The 19,648-nt window shown below is 58.2% G+C and carries 12 protein-coding genes and 1 tRNA gene; 9 read left to right on the top strand and 4 right to left on the bottom strand.

The window, feature by feature from the left end:
• The first annotated feature begins 5 nt into the window (after positions 1–5).
• From EOB36_RS03760 to EOB36_RS03730, 7 genes are all read left to right on the top strand, one after another.
• Positions 6–491 (top strand): UPF0262 family protein, encoded by a 486-nt coding sequence (locus tag EOB36_RS03760; protein WP_126103672.1) that lies wholly within the window; start codon positions 6–8, stop codon positions 489–491.
• 1 nt (position 492) lies between these two features.
• A complete protein-coding gene (locus EOB36_RS03755) occupies positions 493–957 on the top strand; it encodes a low molecular weight phosphatase family protein (protein ID WP_281032968.1) in 465 nt (154 codons plus the stop codon).
• A 92-nt stretch (positions 958–1,049) separates the two neighbouring features.
• Positions 1,050–1,268: a translation initiation factor IF-1 gene (gene infA / locus EOB36_RS03750; RefSeq protein ID WP_006200926.1), complete on the top strand. Its 219-nt coding sequence runs from the start codon at positions 1,050–1,052 to the stop codon at positions 1,266–1,268.
• A gap of 27 nt (positions 1,269–1,295) precedes the next feature.
• Positions 1,296–1,922, top strand: coding sequence for a Maf-like protein (locus EOB36_RS03745; RefSeq protein ID WP_126103674.1), 627 nt, complete (start codon positions 1,296–1,298; stop codon positions 1,920–1,922).
• Positions 1,923–1,971: 49 nt separating this feature from the next.
• Positions 1,972–2,169, top strand: a complete 198-nt coding sequence (gene yacG, locus EOB36_RS03740; protein ID WP_095483502.1) for a DNA gyrase inhibitor YacG — start codon at positions 1,972–1,974, stop codon at positions 2,167–2,169.
• 198 nt (positions 2,170–2,367) lie between these two features.
• A tRNA-Phe gene (locus EOB36_RS03735) sits at positions 2,368–2,443 on the top strand.
• A gap of 1,112 nt (positions 2,444–3,555) precedes the next feature.
• Positions 3,556–4,497, top strand: a complete 942-nt coding sequence (locus tag EOB36_RS03730; protein WP_128284322.1) for a DUF4238 domain-containing protein — start codon at positions 3,556–3,558, stop codon at positions 4,495–4,497.
• Positions 4,498–4,787: 290 nt separating this feature from the next.
• Here the strand turns inward: EOB36_RS03730 and EOB36_RS03725 are convergent, their stop codons facing one another.
• Both EOB36_RS03725 and EOB36_RS03720 read right to left on the bottom strand, forming a co-directional pair.
• The gene (locus EOB36_RS03725) at positions 4,788–6,347 is read right to left on the bottom strand and encodes a hypothetical protein (protein WP_128284321.1); all 1,560 of its coding nucleotides are present in this window, start codon (positions 6,345–6,347) and stop codon (positions 4,788–4,790) included.
• A gap of 101 nt (positions 6,348–6,448) precedes the next feature.
• A complete protein-coding gene (locus tag EOB36_RS03720) occupies positions 6,449–6,862 on the bottom strand; it encodes a hypothetical protein (protein ID WP_128284320.1) in 414 nt (137 codons plus the stop codon).
• A gap of 443 nt (positions 6,863–7,305) precedes the next feature.
• On the opposite strand from EOB36_RS03720, the gene EOB36_RS03715 reads away from it, so the two are divergent.
• Positions 7,306–8,694 carry a nucleotidyl transferase AbiEii/AbiGii toxin family protein gene (locus EOB36_RS03715; RefSeq protein WP_164897446.1) on the top strand — a complete coding sequence of 463 codons (1,389 nt, stop codon included), beginning with the start codon at positions 7,306–7,308 and terminating at the stop codon, positions 8,692–8,694.
• Between the two features lie 502 nt (positions 8,695–9,196).
• Here the strand turns inward: EOB36_RS03715 and EOB36_RS03710 are convergent.
• Both EOB36_RS03710 and EOB36_RS03705 read right to left on the bottom strand, forming a co-directional pair.
• On the bottom strand, positions 9,197–10,717 hold the full coding sequence (locus EOB36_RS03710; RefSeq protein WP_128284318.1) for an alpha/beta hydrolase: 1,521 nt from the start codon (positions 10,715–10,717) through the stop codon (positions 9,197–9,199).
• 643 nt (positions 10,718–11,360) lie between these two features.
• Entirely contained in the window at positions 11,361–13,520 is a 2,160-nt protein-coding gene (locus EOB36_RS03705; RefSeq protein WP_128284317.1) for a patatin-like phospholipase family protein, read from the bottom strand.
• A gap of 817 nt (positions 13,521–14,337) precedes the next feature.
• On the opposite strand from EOB36_RS03705, the gene EOB36_RS03700 reads away from it, so the two are divergent.
• On the top strand, positions 14,338–19,440 hold the full coding sequence (locus EOB36_RS03700) for a RecQ family ATP-dependent DNA helicase (RefSeq protein ID WP_128284316.1): 5,103 nt from the start codon (positions 14,338–14,340) through the stop codon (positions 19,438–19,440).
• The last annotated feature ends 208 nt before the right edge of the window (positions 19,441–19,648 follow it).

Genomic DNA, 19,648 nt, shown 5'->3' with positions numbered 1-19,648 from the left:
CTGACATGTCCGACTACGATCGAACCCATGGCAGGCTGATCGATGTCGAACTCGACGAATCGATCGGCCGTTCGACGCCCGATGTCGAGCATGAGCGGGCGGTGGCGATCTTCGACCTCATCGAGGAGAACCGCTTCCAGCCGGTCAATGACGACGGCGCCGGGCCTTACCGGCTAAAACTGTCGCTGGCCGAATCCCGCCTGGTCTTCGCGGTGACGCGCGAGGACGGCACGGCGGTCGTCACCCACATCCTGTCGTTGACGCCGCTCAGGCGCATCGTCAAGGACTATTACATGATTTGCGAAAGCTACTACGACGCCATCCGCACCTCGACCCCCAGCCAGATCGAGGCGATCGACATGGGCCGGCGCGGCCTGCACAACGATGGCTCGCAGACCTTGATGGACCGGCTGGCCGGCAAGATCGATATCGATTTCGACACGGCGCGCCGGCTGTTCACGCTGGTCTGCGTGCTGCACTGGCGAGGCTGAACTGCCAGCCCCTCTGCCCCGCTCGATCCTGCCCCGCTCGATCCTGTTTGTCTGCGGCATGAACGCCGTGCGCTCGCCGATGGCCGAGATGCTGGCGCGCCAAATGCTTCCGGCGACCACTTTCGTGGCGTCGGCCGGGGTGCGCGGCGGCGAACGCGACCCATTCGTCGACGCCGTGCTGGCCGAGGACGGGCTTTCGCTGGGTGGACGACACCCGAGGACACTGGACGATCTTGAGGACGACTATTTCGACCTGATCGTCACGCTGTCGCCGGAGGCGCATCACACCGCGCTCGAGCTTACCCGCTCGCTTGCCGTCGACGTCGAATACTGGCCGATGCCGGACCCGACCGGCGTGGGCGGCACGCGTGAGCAGATCATGGCCGCCTATCGTGAAGTGCGCGAACGGCTAAAGGCGCGGATCGGCGGCCGTTTTCTGGCGCCGGAAGCAAAAAAACCGCGCTGATTAAGCATGTTCACAAGCGCACGATTATCATATAGGTTCCGCCCAAATTCCGGCCGGGGCGCTGGGAATCCCCATCCAAGCAAAGGTATCGAATGCCGAAGGAAGAAGTCCTCGAGTTTCCGGGTGTCGTCACGGAATTGTTGCCCAACGCGATGTTCAGGGTGAAGCTCGAAAACGAACACGAGATCATCGCCCACACGGCCGGCCGCATGCGCAAGAACCGCATCCGCGTGCTGACCGGCGACAAGGTCCTGGTCGAGATGACACCATACGACCTGACCAAGGGCCGCATCACCTACCGTTTCAAGTAAGATCGTCAGAGTTCGGCCGGGATCGCGATGAGCATTTTGCAGAAGCTCGTGCTTGCCTCGGGTTCGCCGCGCCGGATCGAGCTGTTGCAGCAGGCCGGCATCGAGCCGGATCGCGTGCTGCCGGCCGGTGTCGACGAGACGCCGCTGCGCGCCGAGCATCCGCGCTCGCTGGCCAAGCGCCTGTCGAAGGAAAAGGCCGAGAAGGCGCTGGGCTCACTGCAGACGGAAGAGGACTATGCGCCCAGCTTCGTGCTGGCCGCCGACACGGTGGTCGCCGTCGGCCGGCGCATCCTGCCCAAGGCCGAAACGTTCGACGACGTCGCCAATTGCCTCGGGCTGCTGTCCGGCCGTTCGCACCGGGTCTATTCCGGCATCTGCCTGATCACGCCGGCCGGCAAGCTGCGCCAGCGGCTGGTCGAGACCAGGGTGCGTTTCAAGCGGTTGCCGCGCGCCGAGATCGACGCCTATGTGGCCTCGGGAGAATGGCGAGGCAAGGCCGGCGGCTATGCCGTCCAGGGGCTGGCCGGCGCCTTCGTCGTCAAGCTTGTCGGCTCCTACACCAACGTCGTCGGCCTGCCGCTCTATGAGACGGTGGCGCTTCTGACTGGCGAGGGGTTCAAGGTGCACGCCAACTGGCAGTCAGTTCGGCCATGAGTTTCGGGGTGGCCATGAGTTTCGGAGCGGCTATAAGTTCGGGGCGGCCATGAGCTCGGACGACAAAGTCACGCCGCTGCGCCCCAAGCGGCCATGCCCCGAATGCGGCAAGCCGTCGGCGCGCGAGACCTATCCATTCTGCTCGACACGCTGCAAGGACATCGACCTCAACCGCTGGCTCAAGGGCGCCTACGTCATTTCGGCCCGCGACGACGAGGACGAAACGGACGGTGACCCTCCCAAATGAGGCCCGTTCAGAGCAGTCCGCTGGTCCCGACCGTGGCCCATGAATCAGCCTGTCGAACAACTGCTGGTCTCCCGCTCGAAATCAACGCTTAAGCGCTGGACAGGCCGGATTCCCGTGCTATAACCCACGCGCTTTCAAGGGGCGCCTGCGGCGCTTTCAAGAAATCCGGTGTGCAACACTGCCCGCGTGCCGGAACAGGCCCAGATAGCTCAGTTGGTAGAGCAGCGGACTGAAAATCCGCGTGTCGGTGGTTCGAATCCGCCTCTGGGCACCAATTTTTCCCAAATAAATTCAGATGTAGCGGGAACTTGAGTTCTGCATTTTTGCCGGGATTTTTGCATCTTTGGCATTAAATATCTGCATCACCGCAGGAGAGCGTCGTCTGCCCTCCCGCAAAGACAGTCAAACGACGGTTCCCAACCATTGTGTACATAGAAGCTGAATTTGGCAGCAAGCCAGCAATGTTGATCAGCCTCGCCGGAAATTGGGCTGCAGTCCGCAGGGTTCCTGTAAGCATCTGCTGAAGTCGGATGGTTAGGTGCGCATCGCGCACTAGCGCTGCAAAAGCATCCAAGACTCACACCGACCAAACTGCTTCCGGCCGGGCAGATAAATGGCCACACCATATGCACCACATGGAGGATTGCACTCAAGTTTGGATGTCTAAACGCTTGTGCCCTCCGAAGGCAGAGGTCACGGGTTCGAATCCTGTCGGGTGGCGATTGATTGTCGGACGACACAGAAGTCTGGACAACGACACAGGTCGTTGGACTCTTCTCAACCAAATCTCAACCAAATAGTAAGAAAAGGTGGCTAGCGACCTCCCGAGTTAAAGCGACTAAGCCGCATCTCTCCGCGGCCGACTTCCGCGCCATCCTCAGCCGAACCGAATATTGAAATCGGATTAATTGCTACCGTGCGAGCCGTGGAAAAGGACCTCATGAACTAACTTGTCGCCGGTCTCGCCAGTCTGCACCTCTTTCGTAGTCGACAAGCCTCTCAGCAAGCATTTCGTGATATCAGATTTTTTGCGAAGAGTTGCGCCGGATACGCCGCAACAGCAAGGCCCGACTATATAACCGCACCGATCACATGCCCTCGACGTTAGAAGACCCCTTGCATCACAGGGCATCAACACATGATGCTTGGTACACGCGATGACCGGCAGGATCCGACCCCCGGCAGACCATCCCTGAAGGGAGGCCAAAGGAAAGTCATGACCCGATGCCGCCTTTCCGGCGCCGATTTTTCTCTCAAACCGGATCTTCCTCGCTATCCAGCGTTGAATGACCCGTTGGTGACCTTCGTTCCTCGCCGAACGTGTTGGCCAAATACTGACACCTGCTAGATGTGGCCTAAGGACCGCAAACCGTTGTAAACCGGGGCGTGGCCGAACGCAAGAAACACCATTTCCTCCCAGTATTCTACCTCAAGCAGTGGGCAAACGCCGACGGCAGATTGGTCGAATTCAAAAAGCTACATGGCGATATCGTCAAACCTCGCCGCACCCATCCTCGTGGCACCGGATGGATTGACCGATTATACGCGCTCAAGGGCGTGTCCGGTACAGCTGCTGTTGAATTCGAAACGGCATTTTTGTCGCCCGTGGATAGTAAGGCTGCCGATGCACTACGGGTGATGAAAGATCCAAAGGCGGCGAAATTATTTTCTCCGAAGCAACGCATGGCCTGGGCGGGGTTTGTAAATACCCTGCTTGCGCGCATGCCCGAAGACATTGCCAAGATCAAGAAATACGTCAAAGGCGATTGGATAATGTCCATCGCGGGATTGGAGGCCGGTTACAGGCAAACCAAAGCCCCGACCGACCCTGAAACGCTGAGAGAATATCTAGAGACCACTGACAATCCTTTGTTTGAGCAAGGAGCGATGGCGGTCGGACGCAAAGTCATGGGTCACCAGGGTGTGACACGTTCTATCGCGGCCATGCATTGGTCGATTTTGACCATGGATCGGGCCAGGCACGAATTGCTAACGTCGGACCAGCCCGTAATTTATACGAACCTGTTTGGGAAGCCCGATTCACACCTCATGATGCCGATTGGCCCTCGCTTAATATTTCTCGCCGTTCACGACCGCCGACTGGCCGAGCAGATGAAGAAAGAAAACAACCAGCACACTATGGTCACGAAGATGAATCGCTTCTTGGTCGAAAGCGCGGACAACTATGTCTTTGGATCTGCGGATACCCAAAAAGCCTTCGTGCAAAAATATATGTCGACCGTTCAACGGCCGACACTAATTGACCGGCTGCATGCAATGCGCATGCAGCGGCTAGAGGAAATCATCCGAAGCACGCCCGAGACCTAGCCCCGCACGAGATCCTTTATCATTTACGCGTGCGTGGGTGATGTGGGACTCTAGCAATGGCGGTTTCGATACCCGGGGCGAGACCAGCATGTTGCCCGCCGTGATCGCTGGGACTTTGGCGCCGCAGTATCGCCTGACCAGCTTCACAAAATTCGCTCTCGTGCCGGCATTGCAATGCGCGACATGGTTTCGAATATAGCGAACTTCCGTGATGGCCTTTCCAACCTGTCGCCTTGAGGTGACGGTATAGAATCCGCCATCCCGGAGGTTGTCATGAACCGCGCCACCCACTACCGGCCAATAACGTTCCATAGCGGCAAAACGTCGGCTACATTGAACGGATAGGCTTTCCGTTCTAGATTCAGCGCCCAGCCAGGATTTCGGACCACCGGCAGCTGCCAACCATGGTGCTCCGGAAGCTGGCTTTTGCGAAGCGTTTCCAAGAACTCGTCCTCAGTGGAAACCGCCAATACGTCGTCCAACTCCTCAATCGAGCAGAACACCACTTCCCGCATGTCCTCGGGGGCAATGCCTGGCTCGTCGGCCGCTAGCTGCGCCGCCTTCTTCCGAAGCTCCGGGAGCTGGGTTCCTGTCAGATTGAACCAATTGTCCATCGTCAGGATAACGCCATAGACATCGGGGCTTACGGTCTCCTCGGCATAAATCCCCCGACGCGCTCGGCTAAAGAATTTCCAAAGCTGAGACATGCCTTTGGCAATCTGGTTGAATGCCGTTGGCGCCTCGGCGTATTGGTTGTCCGCGAATTGGGCGGCGAACGTGAGCTTGGTCGCCTTGCATTCAAAAACCACTTTGATTTGATCGTTCTCCATCAAGAGCAGGTCAGGCGTTTTCATCCTAGCCTTCTTGGGGCCAAAGGTCTTCTCGCGAGACACGCTGAAGCGCGGGCAACGCGCTTCGATAAGCTCCTTCGCGTATTGCTCGAAGCGGGAGTTGGCCTCCTCGATCAGTGTTTGTGGTCCGTCGGCAAAGTCGTAGTAAAGGCCTGACGTTGCCCGAAGCATGATAAGCTGCGGCAACGGCGCGATAATTCGGTTGCCATTCTTTTTAGAGGTGATGATTGGATAGTGCCGCAGGCTGCTCGGGAGATAGCTGAGCTTGGAAGAGTATTTATCGGCCACCTCGTAGATCCGCTTGGCTGTATCGGTCCGCAGATCCACCAGCTCCTTTGAGATGATATTCATGGTGAGGTCGATAACCTCCGTGCGTAACTCCTTTACACCCCCTAAGCCTGGGACTGGTTCCCACGCCGACTGCAGCATCTTCATGTACAGTCCGATGCAGGAAAGCGCGAACTCTTCCATCGTCAGCCCATACTTCTGTTCGAAGTAGGTGGCGCAGTTTCCCTGCCCGTAAACGTAATAATAGCGGTAAATGCGTTCGGGCTGAAAAAACTCCCGCTGCCACAAAAATTGCTTATGGGCGTAGCGCTGCATCTCAGAGATTATGTTCTGTTCGGTGATAAGAATCTTGTTCTCGGCTTCCTCGGCCTTCTTGTAGAGGTTTAGTAGGATGCAGGCGGTATCGAACTCGAAGAATCGGTCTGGAATAATGTTTTCCCTGGTTTTAGGGTTCGACAGCATCAGAAGAAGCAGGTTCTCGATTTCCCACTTAAGAGCAAACGCCTTGTCGCCTAAACGAGCTTTTGCTGCTGGCGGCGGATATCTTAGATAAGGTCGCAAATCCGGCCGCAGCTCTGTCGGACAGTCGAGCTGGAGCACATTCAATGCCCACAAGAGCTGAAGCGCCTGGATGTCGCTGAATTGGGAAAGCACACTGAGCAGCTCGTCCCGAGTCTTGGTGCGTTTACGTTTCTTGATTTCAAGGCTCACTGAAGTAGCCATAATAGGATTTTTCTCTCCGGAGAGCCATTGTGCCAGACCTGATGCAGGCGGCGCTGCAAAACTTGCAAGTCACGCTAGGGGGTGCCGCGCTATTCGGCCTTCTTCGGCTTGGCGGCCTTTGCAATCGCTGCGCTCAGTCTTTCGTATCCGATTGGCATAAGCTCACCGATAGATTTGTAGGTGACGAACGGCCTTGCAGACTTGTCCGAAATTTTGGCGGCTGTGCCGCCGGAAATGGCTTTAATGGCCGCCATAACATCCTGCGGGACCGCGAAGATAAAGTGGTAAAATGTGCCCCCTCCCGCCTTCGCGGGTTTTTTTTCGGGTATAACTGCCCAGTCAGCCGTCGTTGATAATTTTACTGTTTTCTGAAGAACGTTGGCCACAGTTTCGGGCTTCTTTCCCTGAGCGTTGACCAGCGGCAGCTTTAGCCGAGAGCGTACGCCGAGCCCGTGCCCCGTTTTATGCTTCTCTACGAAGTCATTCCAATTCATTTTCGGCATAAGCCCCTCCCACTTTTCAGAATAAATAGTTGCTAGCGAGCCCGCTCACAAGCCGTTCAACTTGGCTAGACGTGTGTGCGACCGAGAAGTGCTTTCAGCGAGCACTTGTGGACGAGTGAAGCCCAAACGGCGACGAGCCGGACCCTTTCCGGCATGTCGGCTTTGCGCCGCATTATCGGCCGTTGAGGTGATCGTTGCTTACACCCCTGACAGCAGACATTGTTGCGACCAGTCCGGAGGTCGCGGTTGCGCAAAGAGCGGACGCTCAGGATCAGCTGGTGTTGCGTCTCGGCATCACGAATCTAGATGCGCACGCGCAGCATAGGATGCCCCTACTAGACTTCGCTGCGACCAAGCCTGTGCAAAGTGGGGACGCGTCCGTAAAAAGTGCTCGGCTGCCACGACTCACACTATATTGGGCAACCTTGAAAAGGCGATGCCTGATGATTGATGACGACGAGATTGACTCACAAGCCGAGCAGATGGGGGTGCATGTCGCAAACGTCGAGCGCGACTATGTCTTCGGCTGGCTGCTGAAATGCTTCTTTGAGAACGCGTATCTTGGCCGACTCTTGATCTTCAAGGGCGGAAACTGCATGCGAAAGGCCTATTATCCCCACATACGTTATTCCGGGGATTTGGACTTCTCAGTACAGGCAACCATCGATCCGCAGCGCTTTCAGGATGAAATCAACAGCGCCTGCCGCGTCGCGCAGGAGGTGAGCGGCGTTTCCTTCGATCTCGGTAGAACCAGCTTCAAGCCTGACCGGATGATTGACGAGCAAAGGCAATCATTCAAAGGCCGTATCTACTTTCAGGACTTCTACGGAGAAGCCAGCGAGATTTCGATCTCGGTGCGGCTCGACGTAACGGAGTATGACCGTGTTTACCTGCCGACCGTGACACGCCCTCTGATACATCCCTACTCTGACAGGAGCGACTGTGTCATCGAGCTTCGATGCATGTCGCTAGAAGAGCTGATCGCGAACAAACTGAAATGCCTCATCCAGAGGCGACATTCCTTCGACCTTTACGATCTTGTGTATGCGGCGTTCTTCGATCGCTCTGTCGAGATCAACCGTACGCAGGTGCTCCGAACCTTTCTGCAGAAGACGATTTTTGAGCCCAGCCCGGGAGCCGCTAAGGGCATTCTGCTTGGGCTCCCGATGGCGTTCTTTCGCGCCGCGTGGAGCAAGTACATCTCACCGTTGAAGGGGCGGATCGACTTCGATCAGGCGGCGGAGGGTTTCAAGGTCGCGATCGAGGACATTTTCGGGAGTGTCGCTGATGAGCATTGGGGACACGAGCCGTTCTATCCGGCGGAGTTGCGCAACCTCATACTGGAGGCTGGTGCCGGTAAGCGTATCATGCGAGTGGTCTATGATGGCCGCGGCCGGGACATCGAGCCGTACGCCCTTTCGTACAAACGTCCGCAAAACAAACCTGCCTCGGAATATTTCTACGTCTGGGACTTGACCGGTGGCGCAGCCAGCGGCCCAGGGATGAAGACCTTCTTCCACCACAAGATTCAGACACTCGAATTGACTGACAGAACGTTTGAGCCGCGCTTTCCGATCGAGCTTTCTAAAGCTGGAGAGGCATCGCACAAGGACTATTTCGGGAATCCATTCTCGGCCAAACCGCCAAGGGCAATGCGCCCTAGGAAGCCTACCGCAATGCGCATCAGGGGTTTCGGGCTGGCTCCGTCGTACACGGTCGAATGTCCGTACTGTCAGAAGCGCTTCAAGCGTTCAGCGCCAACCATTGCCTTGAACCAGCACAAGGATGACAACGGATATCCGTGCGGCGGTCGAACCGGCTATCTGGTTTGATAGTGGCGGCGCGCTCATAAACATCAACCTTGGAAGCCACAAAGAGCCGAGGGCTGGAGAGGTCTGCGCAGACCCAAAAAGGAACTTTCAGCCTTAACGGCCTGGGGCCGCTGCCGGTCGTGGGTTGTAGATCCGGCCGTCAGCCTCGCGCCTCCTCCCGGTCATCCGATCAAATTTACTGTCATAAAAAAGCAGTCTTAGCGACCCGATCTAACCAGCCGACCAAGGCTCGTGGCCGGGCGCTCCAGTTATTGGGAGTGGCGAACGCTTCCGGAAGTGACCGGTCGTCTGTCAGGCGGAAGTTACAGAAAGGCCATTCCATAAGCGCGATTAAACGGCGGACGTTTCAATGGTGCCGTAGAAGTTCTATGCGCCGGATTCGCTCCGGGTTGGGAGATGCAACAGGGGTGCGTAGCGACCTCCTTGCCAAGATTGCGGTACTGCACCGCACTTCTTGCACTTACCCATTTTCGCGTTTTGCCCCTGACGCGGACGGTGGTTTCTAGTCAATCAACTTCCAATGGGCTGACGAACTCGCACTTGCCGGTTTCAGTGAGAACCTTTTTTCGGGGGCCGCAGAGTGCGTTATGATTTGGAAAATATCGTTCAAAATTGGCTTCGCCTCGGCTACGTAGCCGTGCCCCCATCCGAGGAGGTCCGTCTTTTCAACCTCGACGGTATCGATCTTGTCGAACAGAAATATCGGAGGTAGTAGGCCAACCCGCGCGTAATCGTGAAGCCATCCTGAAGCAGACAGCGCGACATCCCCGCCGCAAACGTACGATGTGGTACGTCCGGAGTTAAGAATAATGTGCGGACCGACGTTCGTCATCACATCTTGGTCTACGTCCGCAGCTGCCACTATGATCTGATTGATGCCGTTTAATTTGTCCGGCTGCTGGAATCCGATGATTTCAAGGGCGCCTACTAAGCAGCGGCAGCCCATGCTGTGCGCGATGACGTTCACACCGACACCTCTCGCGTTTTTCAGGTACCTCAATAGGTATTCGACCAACACATATTTGCTCGCTTCCACGGCTGCCTCATCGGCAGCGTACCCTTTCAACGTTCCCTTCGAAGGCCAACTGAACAAGCTTACTCCGCGTTCGAGGCCAAGATCGAGCCCAATTTGGGCAGCCCAAAGCACGGCTGTTTCAAACTTATTGTTGTAGCCATGGATTAGAATAGTCGGCGGGGAAGCGCCCTTTGACGTCGAGAAGTTGTCGCGCACGACTTGCCAGTGAAGCTCATCGTCGAGAAGGACAAGATTCCTAATTTTCAGGCGGTCATCACCCTTGAGCAGCCGTTTCCAGAATGGCGAACCAATAGATCCTACCTTGTGCGACTTGGGAACGAAGACCTCACACGACCCGTAAGAGAGAGCGGTGTTGCGTTCGGAGCCGAACGAAATGTTGGTCCCCGTTCGAAGGAGATTTCGATTTGTTGCATAGAGTACCTGGTAGGTCGGCTCTTTGCTTTCTGCAGGGTTTTGCATCTCCAGGCGCGGCCGCGAGTAAGTCTTGCCCGCCCATCCGTCGAGGACGAAATCGTCAATCTTGTCAACGGACGCGAGGACGCTCTGCCTCTGAGCTTGCGGTATTGAAAGCCGTTCGATGATCGCCCCAGCGAAATTTGCGTCTTCTAGTTGTGCATTTTCAAATCGTGCTCCGGCAAAATTTGCATGAACAAAGTGGGCTCCCTGCGCTCTGACTCGCGAAAGGTCCGCTCGGTTGAATTTTGCGCTATTGAAGGTGGCTTCGGTTAGGTCTGCGCCAGAGAGATCAGCGCCTTCAAACTTTGATCTCGAAAAATCGAAGCCAGCAAAATTGGCCTCCCTGAGGTTGGCGTCGGAAAAATTGAACCGCCTAAAGAAATCTGATCGCGTCCCGCCACTATACCATTCGGGAATAGCCTCGCGAAAATTCAACCCCGAAAGGTCGGGGCTGAATTTCACCAGCCGACGGCGGTCATTCCAAGCCGAGTGGCCATCTTTGACCCACTCTACATGTTCTGCTTTTGCCACGTGTTCCCCCTTGACCTGCTACGCTTTTCAGATGTGCTGCCTTCTAAATTCAAGAACTAATCGACGAATAGATCCTTCCCACGGAGTGGAGTTACACACTAGGTGACATGAGCCCAAAAACCCCTCCGGTTTTTGGGAAGTCCCTAGGTTGATGTTGGCCTGAGGCGGCTTGCTTTTCCAAAACTAGTTTTTTGGCGAACTCGTGGGCGTAAAATTACCCGGCGAGAAGTCCCGTCGATGGTTGTTGTTGGTCCCCCTTCCATGGGTTGATCCGGATCCGAGTCTCACCAGGAACGAGAAGAGCGTCTCGAGCTGAATGCGGTCGTATGTGTTAGTGCGGCATCACGTTAGAGCGCTGCTGACACATTCTGCCCCTTTTGGCTCCCCAGCGAAAGCAGCAGACCGGGGTCTGGGGGTCCGACATGCTGGCGACCGTCATTGCGGCGATGGTGGAATGACCGCTTTCCCATGTTCGTCTGCTTCAAGCGGAACGACGGCATACGGCCGCGATAGCCGCGGACAGCCTCGCGGTCTCCTTGCGGCATAGCAGTCCCCGTTCCAAACTTCCCAATTCGAGCCAAAATGGACATGTGTGGCGGCAAAACAAATTGCATGGCTTGTTCGCGGCGGTTCGCGGACGACCTTACTTTGTAGGGTTCTTCAAAACCTCTTCGATCGCTGCCATGCTTTGGGGGTTCTTCGACATATTCGAGAAGATGTCGCTCTGCCAGGCAATGACAGAATTCATGCCGACGTTATGATAGATTTCCGGTACATCGAGGACCTCAGTGGACTTTGGGGCGACCATTTGGGCAAGCCGCGCGACCCGTTCTTTTGGAAGGAACCAGCCCAAGGGGAGGGTTAAGTCGTCGGTTCTAATGACACTTTCATGCAAACCCCAGTCTGACGCAAGTTCGACCTGCGGCGCACAGTTGTAACTCCCGCACAACTGAGAAAGCAGTGCGTACCTGGCTGTCTCGCCGCGACGGGAGCGGGCATTGAGAATAGAGGTGATGGGGTCCAGAAAAAAATTCTGAGCGGAAACGCCGCGGTTATAGGGCACCTCGGCCCGGATGGCGATGACATGGACGTTGAATTTGATCCCGCACGTCTCGACGGCTTCCGACGGCGGCCCGGGATTTGCTACGGGTTCGTAGCGCGGGGGATCTTGGCAATCGGGCTCGGGAGAAGGTGCCTTGAAAGACCGCGGCGGCTTGAGCGCGGTGATCGTAGCACCGTCGAAGTCGATGCTAGGCGTTTGCAGTTCCGCCAGAATGTCGCGGGCCGTCTCCGCCCCTGAATTGTCGATGTATCCTCCGTCGACAAGAGCCAACTGCTCCAACAACCTGCCGGAGATAACCCGGCTCGGGGTAACATAAGGGAAGCTCGCGCTAGCGATAGCCGCGTCCATGAACCGGATGTCGGAGCTCCGCGGTCCCACCTCGTCAGGTCCCGTCCAGTTTAAATCAAGCAGGCTTTCCTCGAATCTGTCTTTCGGGAAGCTGAACGCAAACGGCGCAAAAACATAGCGCTTCCCGGATACGAGATTTGTCGCGACGTCGATGACAGCCGGCTTATCGCTCATTGTCCAGACATCGCTGGGACCTTCGGTCCAGTGGTGCTGCCAATAGAACGGGTTCGTCTTGTCCGGCGAAATGCCGATCGACTCGACAAGCGAGGCTCTGAGCGCGTCCGCACGGTCGCGTTCCCCGAAGATAGACCAGAACTTATTCGGAAAGTCTTTGAAATAGAGCGCCGCCAGGACTGGAGATAGGTTGTCTGTGGAAAGTCGGTCAATGGCGCGAGGGTCTCCGGCCACTTCTGTGCAGCCTTTAGACTCGGACAGGTTTACTTCGTCGGTTAGCCCTGCCCAGAAGGTCGAGTTTCCGACCGAGCCTCCCGATACCCCGACCAGCGCGAACACATGCTGCGCAAAGTTCGGGCAGCGCTTCTGAACTTTGGAGAGGAATAGATCCGCGTGGGCGGCTGCGTATCCGCCGCCGCCCTCTGAGGTGACGAGGAAGACCGGATAGGGATTACCGCTGTCGCGGTAGGTACTGAGATCGTTCCGACTCGCCAGCCAGACTGCGAACGCCTGCTGAAGCGAAACCGAGGCGCGCCCCCCGGTCCAGTCTTCTTCGTTCGAGCCATTGTTGGTGAGATCGGATTGCTCGATCTGATGCGGGCGCTCCTGAAAAAGGAAGAGGTAGCACAGCAACGCCACGATCGGGATGCCCAGCGCGGGATACCGCAGAGCCAGTTGGAAGAAAACCGCGACGAAGGCAACGAAAGTGAGCGTCAGAGCGACGCTTCCGAACTCCCTCGGGAATGTGATGGGTAAACTGCGGACTGCAATGAATAGGCTGAGCCAAAGAAGAATGGTCACCAGGGCTACGACACCCGCAATCTTCCAGTTGGCGTCTACAATACCCTGGAGACGGAAACATACTGCTATTGAGATTAGCGCTCCCACGCACGCGACATACGTGGCCGCCCTATCGAATTCATGAAACGCGACGACTAGAAGGATCGAAGGCAGCGAGAATAACAGGGCATCGACGACCCTCCAGACGGCGTTTCCCCGTTGGACTTGCGAGAGGAGGACGACGCCGGACAAGATCGCTATCGCTACGATCAAAACCGTGTGGGGGATGGTGGTGTAGTCGAACAGCGCGGATATCTGGTCGCCCCGTCGTGTTGCCACCAATAGGTATAACGCGCTGACCAAGACGATCGGGGTACGGTCGACTAGGGCCCTGACGCCCCAAATGTTCTGGTCGACTTCCGGCAAAGCAGTCGTCATGCCACTCCCCCTAGGATTTTTCGTGTACAATCGGGAAGATAGCCTATGGCGCGCGTACGGAATGTAAAGCCGAAACCCTATCCCATAAGTACATAAATCCAGAACCTCGTCAGCTCCAAGTTTTCCCCTCCAGTTCAACTGTTTACCTGATGCGGAAGTCAGGCGCAAAGGCTGCCAAACGGCGGCAGGTGGCGAGACGCGATGTCCAGCTTGGTGCACGCCAGCTTCCCATCCATTCAGATCGCACGCTCGCAATGGCTGGATTGGATCCACGTCACGACGATGCTCGGGCCGACCTATACGTCCGTTTTGAGGCTTCGAGTTCCGAAGCTGCCGGACCGCTTCCGCCCAAGGCTGCCGGCGGCAATGCGCCTCAAGTCGGTCAGTAGTCGCTCTGCTGTCGTTGCCCAAAAGCTGCCACTGTCAGAAACTATGGCGCGCTTGGGCTCGCAATAGACCTCGGGCAGCGAGTTCGCGCGACTTTCTCAATCCCATCAGTCGTAGCGAGCAATTCAAATCTTCAGGCTCCTCAACCCTTGGCGGCACCTCTAGGCATCAAAGCACCGTGTGCTATAGCTCCCGGATTGCGGCATTTGGCTTCTCGGATGGTTGTCGCTGCGCGATCAGGCGCACATTACCCTCTGTGAAGCATAATCAGGATTAGTCGATAACCTGCTCAGTTACGGGTCGCGTTGTTGAACTGAGCTGGATAGGTGGCTGTCGGGCAACGTCTTTGTGGCTCAAGTTGAACGTTGACCTTTCGTCGAGCGCGACCAAGATCGCTAACCGTTTCATCCCGTGAGTACAGCGTTGCAACATGACTGAGCCTTTCCAACCCTTTTTGCAGCGTTGCGTTTCGGTCGATCTGGAAGTGGATCCTGCAACCGCTACCATCTTCGCTTTTGCGGCGGTGCGTGACGACGCTCGTCCCTCAATCCTCGCAAAGAAACGCGATCTCGATGCGGCCCTTGACCGTCTGGGAGCAGAGTCAGCCGCGGCCGAACATCTGCTCGGCCACAACATCATTCGACATGACTTGCCTCATCTGGTCGCATTGCGGCCTGGACTCGTGAATATTTTTCGATCGCCGATCGACACCCTATGGCTCAATCCGCTCGCATTTCCGCGCAATCCCTACCACCACTTAGTCAAGCACTACCATGACGGGCGCCTGCAAGCGGGCCACATCAACGATCCGGAAATGGACGCGCGACTGGTGTTTCAGGTGCTGCGCAATCAACTGGCGGCTTTGACGCAGCAGAATGCCGACCAGCCCGATGCCGTAGCAGCCTTTCATTTCCTTATTACGAGAATGGAAAACCCGGGTGGGTTCGACGCAGTGTTCCAGGAGGTTCGGGGCGCTCCCGCGCCGGGTCCTCTTGCGGCGAGAGAAGCGATTTCCCGGCTGCTGGCGGGGCGTGCCTGCGAGAGGCGGGTCGAGCAGACGCTGAGCCGCCTTTCGAACCCGCAGCTCGGATGGCCCATGGCCTATGCTTTGTCCTGGATCCTGGTCGCGGGCGGAGATTCCGTCATGCCGCCCTGGGTGCGGGCGCAATTCCGCGAGGCTGCACTGATCGTGCGGCACCTGCGCGATACCAATTGCGAAAGCCCGGATTGCGCCTGGTGCAGCGAGAAAAACGACCCGGTCCGCGCGCTGTCGCGCTGGTTCGGGTTCAATGCCTTCCGCGCGCAGCCGGTGGACGACATGGGCCGCCCCCTGCAGGAGCGAATCGTCGATGAGGCGATGCGTGGGGCGAGCATCCTTGGCATTTTGCCGACCGGCACCGGCAAATCGGTCTGCTACCAAATTCCCGCCCTGTCGAAGTTCGACAAGACCGGCGCGCTGACCGTGGTAGTCTCGCCGCTGGTCGCGCTGATGGCCGATCAGGTGCAGGGCATGGCGCGGGCGGGCATTTCCTCGGCCGTAACCGTCAACGGAATGCTGTCGATGCCCGAGCGGCAGGATGCGCTGGACCGTGTGCGTATGGGCGAGGCGGCAATGCTGCTGATCTCGCCCGAGCAATTGCGCAGCAACTCGGTCCGCTCGGTTCTGGCACAGCGTGAAATCGGACTCTGGGTGCTGGACGAGGCGCATTGCGTGTCGAAATGGGGCCACGATTTTCGGCCCGACTACCGCTATATCAGCCGCTTCATCAAGGAATCCGTAGGGGATGAAGCTGCTGCCCCGGTGCTTTGTCTGACCGCCACCGCCAAGCCCGAAGTGGTGCGCGACATCCGCGACCATTTCCAATCACGTCTAGAGCGCGAACTGATGCTGCTGGACGGCGGCGCGGTGCGCACCAATCTCAGCTTCGAGGTCCGGCGGACACAGCGCGGCACCAAGCTGGCCGATATCCTCGACGTGATCGGAGCCAAGCTGCCACAGGACGGCGCTTCGGGTGCGGTGGTCTACTGTGCCACCCGCAGTGAGACGCAACGCGTCGCCGATTTCCTCAAACAGCAGGGTCTGTCGGCGGAACGGTTCCACGCCGGTCTGACGCCCGAGGAAAAGCGTGACATTCAGGAACGCTTCCGCATCGGCGAACTGCGCATCATCGCCGCGACAAACGCTTTCGGCATGGGGATCGACAAGCCCGATATCCGGCTGGTCGTGCATGGTGACGTTCCGGGCTCATTGGAGAACTACCTGCAGGAAGCCGGGCGGGCGGGCCGCGATGGCGCGCTTGCCAATTGCGTGCTGCTCTTCGCCGCTGAGGATGTCGAGCGTCAGTTCTCACTTTCGGCCCGCTCGCGCCTGGCCCGGCACGAAATCGGCGCGATCCTCAAGGCCCTGCGGCGGCTGGACGAGCGGACGAAGAAGACCGGCACCGTGGTCGCCACCTCGGGCGAAGTCGTACGAGCCGAACGCGATCAGGAGTTCGAACGCGACAGCACCACCGACGATACCAGGGTGAAGACTGCGGTGTCCTGGCTGGAAGAGGCCATGCTGCTGCGCCGCGAGGAGAACCGGGTTCAGGTCTTCCCCTCATCCCTTAGGATCCGCAACCTGGAAGAAGTCGAAGCGATCCTGGCCAAGGCCGCGATCACTGGCACCCGTCGCAAGCAGCTTCTGGATATCACCCGCCACCTGATGAACGCGTCCCCCGATCAGGGCATTTCCACCGATGAGCTGGCCGGGATCAGCGGATTAACAGGGGTTATGCTAATCAAGGCGATGGCCGATCTCGAGGCGCTCGGGATCGCCCGCAACGACGTCGTGGTCACGGTCTTTATCCACGTCGCCGTCGAGGGTCATTCGCAGCAACGTCTGACGCAGGCCACACGGCTTGAAACCGCGCTGATCACCCTGATGCGCGAGGCCGCCCCCGATGCCGAAGGTGCCGGAGGAATTCCTCTGCATCTGGCCGAAACCTGTCAGGCGCTCCGCAATCAGGGGCACAGCGCAGTGCGACCCGACATCGTGGAAAAGCTGCTGCGCGGCATGGGCCGTGACGGGCGCGATCAGGATGGTGGCAAGGGCAATCTGCGGCTGCGCAAGGCTTCGCGCAACACATTGATGGTGACGCTGCAACGGACCTGGCAGGCACTGGAACAGACGGCAAGCCTGCGGCGGCAGGGCGCAGAACTGTTGCTGGGGCATTTTCTGGGCAAGCTGCCGAAGGGCAGCCGCGGCAAGGACATCCAGGTCGAAACCACCATGGGCGATCTGCTCGCCACCCTGACCGGAGACGCCCTACTGCGCGGCAGCGGCATTCAGGACATGACCAAGCTGATGGACCGCGCACTTCTGTGGCTGCACGAGCAGGAGGTGGTAACGCTAGGCAAGGGGCTGACGATCTTCCGGCAGGCGATGACGGTCCATTTGAACCCTTCGGGCGGCCAGTTCACCGTGAAAGATTTTGTACCCCTCGAGGAACACTACGCCGAGCAGACGATCCAGACCCATGCAATGGCGGCCTACGCCGAAAAGGGCCTTGCCGCGATGGATCAGGCGCTGCGGCTGTCCGAGGACTACTTCGTGCTGGAGCGCGACGCCTTCCTGCGCCGCTGGATGCCCGGAAAGGGCGGGGAAATCCGGCGTCAAACCACCGGCACCTCCTGGAAAGCGATCGTCGAGGCACTGAAGAACCCAGTTCAGCAAGAGATCGTCGCCGACGACCGCGAACAGACCAGCGTCCTGGTCCTGGCAGGACCGGGTTCGGGCAAGACGCGCGTTCTGGTGCACCGCATTGCCTATCTGATCCGGGTCCGTCGCGAGGATCCGCGCGGCATCCTCGTGCTGACTTACAACCGTCATGCCGCCGCAGAGATACGCATCCGGCTGCGCCACCTGATCGGCGATGATGCGAATGCAGTGACGATATCCACATGCCACGCCCTCGCGATGCGACTGGTGGGAGCGAGCTTTGCCGGAACTGCGAACGAGACGACGCACGACTTCGACGGGATCGTCATGGAAGCCGTGCGTCAGTTGAACGGCGAAGGGCTCAGCAAGCCCGAGGCGGAGGCACAACGCGACACCCTGATCCAAGGTCATCGCTGGATTCTGGTGGACGAGTATCAGGACATCGGCTCTGAGGAATACGCGCTGATCTCGGCCGTTGCGGGCCGCTCACTGGACGATCCGGACCTTCAGCTCAGCCTTTTTGCGGTGGGCGATGACGATCAGAACATCTACGCCTTCGCCGGGGCGTCCATCCGTTTCATCCGGCAGTTCGAGGCCGACTATCGTGCACGACCGCAGTTCCTGGTCGAGAATTACCGCTCGACAGGACATATCATTGCGGCGGCCAACGCAGGCATTGCGCCAGCCGCTGACCGTATGAAAGCGGGACACGACATTGCCATAGATCGCAATCGTAGCGACGCGCCGCCCGGCGGCGACATGGCGGCGCTTGATCCGGTTGCGCGAGGGCGAGTGCAGGTGCTGGACTGCCGAGCCGGTGACATGGCGCAGGCCATGGCCGCAGTGGATGAGCTCGTCCGGCTTTCGCGCCTTGATCCTGAGTGGAGCTGGTCGCGCGCCGCGATCATCGCGCGCGACTGGCGGCGGCTGGCTCCGGTGCGCGCCTATGCCGAATCGATTGGCATTCCGGTGGAGATGGCTAACGAGAGCATGCCCAGCATCTGGCGCCTGCGCGAGATGCTGCAGTTCATCGACACACTGCGCCGCGATAATACGCGTCTGCTGGCCGTCCGTGATCTGGTGGATATGCTGAACGCGATACCTTCCAACCGCTGGACGGATCTGATCGCCGAAGGCATCGCCGCGCTTGCGAAGGAGCTTGCGAAGAAGACCATGCCCGTGCCGGACCTTGTCGAGTGGTTCGCTGAGTGGGCCAATGATGCCCGCAGCGATCAGCGCGCGCTGCTGCTGCTGACGGCGCATCGATCGAAAGGTCTGGAATTCGAGGATGTCATCATCCTGAATGGCGGTTGGGACAATCCTTCCAAAGGCGAGGACCCCGATGCGCCGCGTCGCCTGTTCTATGTCGCCATGACCCGGGCGCGACGCAGCCTCGCGATCATTGCTCAAGGGCAGCATCCGTTCGTCCAGCAGGACAAAAAGCATGTGCTGCGCCGAGCCGCGCCCGCTGTCGCCGACGGCGTCGCTCTTCCGACAGCGCTGTACCAGGTGCCGAACCTTAAGACCGTGGACCTGTCATGGGCAGGGCGTCTCAGGCCGGGCCATCTCTCCCTCGCCGCCATCTCCGCGGCGAAAGCAGGAGATCCGATTCAGATCGCGCGCGATGGCACGCTCTGGATGATACAGGACAAACAAGGGCAGGCCCTCGGACGCATGGCCAGAAGCTGGTCGCCTCCCGAAGGCCTCAGCTTCCTACGCGGCGAGGTCGGTGCCATCGTGCGCAGGCGCAAGTTCGATAATCTGGAAGAGTTCCGGGTGCACCTTCACCGAGATGTCTGGGAAGCGGTTCTGCCGGAGCTTGTATTTGGCTGACGGTTTGCCCGCAGGGATGGTGAACGCCGAAATATCTACGCACCTTAAGGACCTCCGACGTCACGGCACCTACCAAGGCGATAGCTTCAGTGCGCTGATTCATTGTTTGGGCGAGGCCGATTTCTGATGCCTGGATAAGCGCGTCAAGCCCAAGCCCTCGCATACCGATTTTTCTCGGTAGTTTGCAGGAATTCAGTTGGATCAAACA

The organism is Mesorhizobium sp. M6A.T.Cr.TU.017.01.1.1 (assembly GCF_004023115.1).
In the GTDB taxonomy this organism is placed as follows: Bacteria; Pseudomonadota; Alphaproteobacteria; order Rhizobiales; family Rhizobiaceae; genus Mesorhizobium; species Mesorhizobium mediterraneum.
This window is presented reverse-complemented; position numbering and strand designations above follow the sequence as displayed.

Coding starts and splice junctions, on each gene's coding strand:
- EOB36_RS03760 (WP_126103672.1), top strand. CDS start 6: ATGTCCGACTACGATCGAACCCATGGCAGGCTGATCGATGTCGAACTC.
- infA (WP_006200926.1), top strand. CDS start 1,050: ATGCCGAAGGAAGAAGTCCTCGAGTTTCCGGGTGTCGTCACGGAATTG.
- EOB36_RS03745 (WP_126103674.1), top strand. CDS start 1,296: ATGAGCATTTTGCAGAAGCTCGTGCTTGCCTCGGGTTCGCCGCGCCGG.
- yacG (WP_095483502.1), top strand. CDS start 1,972: ATGAGCTCGGACGACAAAGTCACGCCGCTGCGCCCCAAGCGGCCATGC.
- EOB36_RS03720 (WP_128284320.1), bottom strand. CDS start 6,862: ATGCCGAAAATGAATTGGAATGACTTCGTAGAGAAGCATAAAACGGGG.
- EOB36_RS03715 (WP_164897446.1), top strand. CDS start 7,306: ATGATTGATGACGACGAGATTGACTCACAAGCCGAGCAGATGGGGGTG.
- EOB36_RS03705 (WP_128284317.1), bottom strand. CDS start 13,520: ATGACGACTGCTTTGCCGGAAGTCGACCAGAACATTTGGGGCGTCAGG.
- EOB36_RS03700 (WP_128284316.1), top strand. CDS start 14,338: ATGACTGAGCCTTTCCAACCCTTTTTGCAGCGTTGCGTTTCGGTCGAT.